This is a genomic window from Mycobacterium sp. (genome assembly GCF_044342925.1).
GTDB lineage: Bacteria > Actinomycetota > Actinomycetes > Mycobacteriales > Mycobacteriaceae > Mycobacterium.
The window spans coordinates 1-3796 of record NZ_JBIIOV010000232.1 but is presented as its reverse complement, the minus strand read 5'-3'; the positions used below and the strand labels follow the sequence as shown (position 1 = coordinate 3796).

Genomic DNA, 3796 nt, shown 5'->3' with positions numbered 1-3796 from the left:
GACGACGGAATCGGACCGCCGGGGGCGCCCACCGAGATCACCGTGTTGGGCCGCGGTGCCGGCGGCACTGTCCCGTCGATGACGCTGGTAGTGGTCCCCGACGCCGGACGGGGGTGCTCCAGGACGGCGATATTCGGCATCCGTACGGTGTCCCAGCGGGTGAGGTTGGTGCTGTGCACGGTGACCCGTTCGCCCGCAGCGGCGGCACGGATGACGATCCGTTTGGCGATCGAGTCGTCGGCGGCGATGTGGATGCGGCTCTGATCGCCCGGATCGCTGAGTGGCAGGAGCAGACGGTCCCCGCCGGCGGTTTTGCCGAGCAGAACACCCGACGGTCCGATCGGAATGACCACCGAGCGGCGCAGCGGTGCGGTGCCCAGCCGCCGCAGCGGCGGCCGGGGTCCGCACAGATTCGCGGCGATCGCCTGCGCCTGCTCGCCGGGCAGCGGCTGCAGGGCTACAGCGGGCGGAGCGGTGGGCGGCTGGGCGGTGCGCACAGTGACGGTGGCCGATGCTCGGCCGTCCGGGAAGACCGTCAGGTTCTGGATGACTCCGTCGGCCCGCAACGACCATGCCTGGGCGAGCACCTCGGTGGTGATGTCGGCAGGGCGAAGGGCGTAGGTGGTCTGCCACCCGGCGTCGCTGCGGACACTGGTCCACCGGCGGTTGTGCGGCTCCAGGGCGGTCCGGCCGAGTCGGCGTTCCAACTCGACGATGTCGGTGGCCGTCGCCACCCTGGCGCGAATACCTTTACAGCGCATCGCCATCGCAATGCGCTGAGCCGCCGCAAGCGTCGCGGTGCCCACGGTTGACCGCCACTGCAGGGCGTCGCCGTTGTCCAGTGCGCGGATCCGGATGATCAGCCAGGTCTCCCGCTGCCCCGCGTAGGGCGGGGTACCGATCAGCGTGTCGTACACCCGCGGATAGTCGCCGGTGGCGCGGCGGCGAGCGCCGGCGCTGACCACCGACATCGATTCGACGGTTAGGCCCAGAGTTTGGTGCAGATGCGGCAGCAACTCGCTGACGTCGACGGTGTTGGCGGTCTCGGTGGCCGCCGATCCGGTGAAATAGGTCGGCTGATAACGCTTTCCGAGCAACTGCACCGCGGCAACGGCGACACCGTCCTGGTAGCGGACACCGCCGCCGGACCGGTCATTGGCGACGGTCACCGGATCGCTGAGAACGATCGGCCGATTGCGGCGCAGGTACAGCGCCGCCCACGCCCAGAGCGGTTGGCCCCGCCAGGGCACCGCCAACAGGGCCAGGCCGAACACCAGCCCGAGCGCTGCGCCGGCGTAACCGCCGGCCGCCCAGCCGAGGACTGTCAGGACGAAGACGCCGACGATCACCGCCAGCCGGATGAGAGCGGTCATCGCGCCTTCCTGGCCCGGGCAACGAGCTTGGTCACGGTCACCGCCGCGACCACCACGCCGGCGAATACCAGCGCGACGGTGCGCGCCCGGCGGTCGGGTGGGGCGGCGGGCGGCGGCGGTGTGACGATCCGGGCCTGGGACTGCGGCGCCACCGGATCGCCCGGCGGGACATCGAACGTCAGCGCCGCCACCGGATCCACCACGCCGTAGCCGACCTGGTTATCCACCCCGCGCGGCGGGTTGTGCGCGGTCTGCAGGATGCGATTGATCACCTGGTGAGCCGTGAGTTGGGGGTACTTGGCGCGCACCAGCGCGGCCACTCCGCTGACGTAGGCCGCGGAGAAACTGCTTCCCCAGAACGGGATGTTCTTCTCGCCCGGACGCACCGGCGGGTAGGCGTTGACCGGGCCGCCGGTCTGCGGCGACAGGCCCATGATGCCCACACCCGGGGCGGCTGCCGCCACCCACGGGCCGGCCAGACTCTTGCTCAGCGGTGCGCCGCTGTTGTCCACGGCGCCGACCGAGAGCACATAGTCGGAGAACCAGGACGGCGAGGAGACGGTCTTGACGTGCCGCCAGTCACGGGGATCGTCGGTCTCCAAAGGGTCGAAGGCGGGATTCTGGGCGCAGCCGTCCTCACCCTCATTGCCCGCCGCCGCAACGACGACCGCGTCCTTCACCGTCGCGGCGTACCACACCGCCGCACCGATGGACCGCTGGTCGAGCGGATCGGCAGCCGAAACACAGGCCGTTACACTGACATTGATGACTTTGGCGCCAAGGTTTGCCGCGTGGACGATCGCCCGCGCCAGCGTCGCCACGGTGCCGGCTTTGCGTCGAGCCTCGATGTCACCGGGGGCGGGGCTCTGCGGCTCGTAGGCCCGTGACGACTGGCGGATCGAGATCAGGGTCGCGTGCGGGGCGACACCGACGACGCCGTCCGGGGCTCCGGGCGGTGGCGGGGGCACCTCGGGGACGTCGCCGCTGTTCGGGTCAGCCGGACCGTTGGACGGCTGGACGACGACTTGCGGGGGCTGGTCGGCCGGGACGGGTTCGCCCGGCGCGGGGACGGGTTCGCCCGGCGCGGGAACGGGTTCGCCCGGCGCGGGAACGGGTTCGCCCGGTGCGGGAACGGGCGCCGGCGGGGCAGGTGGCGGTGCCGGACTGCCTGGCGGTAGCGGCCCACTGGTGGCCGGCGGCCCGCCGGGAAGTGCCGGGAAGGCGGGTGCCGGTGGCATCGGTGGTGGCATCGGTGTGCCCATCGGGGCGGCACCGATCAGCGACGCCACTACGGTGCCGTGGGCGTCGCAGTCGGTCAGGCCGTCGCCGCCCTCGATGTAGTCACCGCCCGGCACCACCGGCAGCCGGGGAGTCGGGTTGACCCCGGTGTCGATCACCGCCACCGGCACGCCATGCCCGGTGGAGTACTGCCAGGCCTTGGCGATGTTGAGCATGCCGAAGCCGGGCGCGGGCAGGCCGACGTTGGGCTCGGCGACGGTGACGGTGCGAGCACACACGTTGCTCTGGCGCATCGGCTCGTCGGGACCGGGAGTGCCGTCGGGCGGAACCAGCGCCGGGTCGACGTTTGGCGGCTCGATGGCCACGGCGGTGGGCGCGTTCGACAGCATGCCCGTGAGCAGTACCACCATCGCGGCCGCAACGACCCGCCCGTTGGCGCCCGTCATCGCATACGCACCCAGGCGAACAGGCCGCCGACCCACGCCGCCAGGGGCAGTGCCACCACGATGGCTGCCAGTTCCAGCCATTCGGCGACCATCCGCACCAGGGGCGTGAACCGGGTCACGGGTACCAGCAATGCCGCGGCAAGGCCGGCCGCGGCGAAGCCGGTGAGCACCACAGTCCCCCACAACAGCGGCCCGACGGCGTCGCTGGGCGCTTGCAGCACGTAGCGGGCGACCGCGGCACACACCGCGGCCGCCGCACCACACACCAGCGCCACCGCCTGACGGCGATCGGCGAAGGAGCGTCCGCGGCTGATGTAGATCAAGACGAACAGCAGCGCCAGGACAGCGGCGCCGGTGCTCCGGGGCTGGCCCGGCATGAGCGTGGTCCACACCGCGACCGGCAGCGCGATCGCCGCACCGACGCAGATTCCCGTCAGGACGCTGTTGGCGCGGCGGGCCGCTTCGGCGATCACCGCACCGCGCGGCGTGACATCCGGACTCGGCTCGTCTTCGACGTCCTCGTCGACTGGGGCCACGGCGTCAACGGGCATGCCGTCGGTGCGGCGGAACAAGTCCCGACCGGTGATGGAACCGAAGTGCGGCGGCCGGATTCGCCCCACCCACAGCGCGACCGTCGGACCGGCGCTGATCAGAAATAGCAGCCCCACCAGAGTCAGCATTCCCAACCGCTGCGCCGGTACCGGTTGCCACATCCGCACGGCCGCAGCAAGTCCGCCG

3 protein-coding genes are annotated in these 3796 nt (G+C 71.7%); all 3 read right to left on the bottom strand.

From position 1 onward, the window contains the following. Window positions 1-1373, bottom strand: a 1373-nt coding sequence (gene eccE / locus ADBZ6I_RS16535; RefSeq protein WP_526385761.1) for a type VII secretion protein EccE, incomplete at its 3' end; no start/stop codon positions are given. Then, the gene (gene mycP, locus ADBZ6I_RS16530; protein WP_526385759.1) at window positions 1370-3058 is read right to left on the bottom strand and encodes a type VII secretion-associated serine protease mycosin; all 1689 of its coding nucleotides are present in this window, start codon (window positions 3056-3058) and stop codon (window positions 1370-1372) included. The genes mycP and eccE, both read right to left, overlap by 4 nt. Continuing rightward, a partial coding sequence (gene eccD / locus ADBZ6I_RS16525) for a type VII secretion integral membrane protein EccD (RefSeq protein ID WP_526385757.1) occupies window positions 3055-3796 on the bottom strand: 742 nt, incomplete at its 5' end. The genes eccD and mycP, both read right to left, overlap by 4 nt.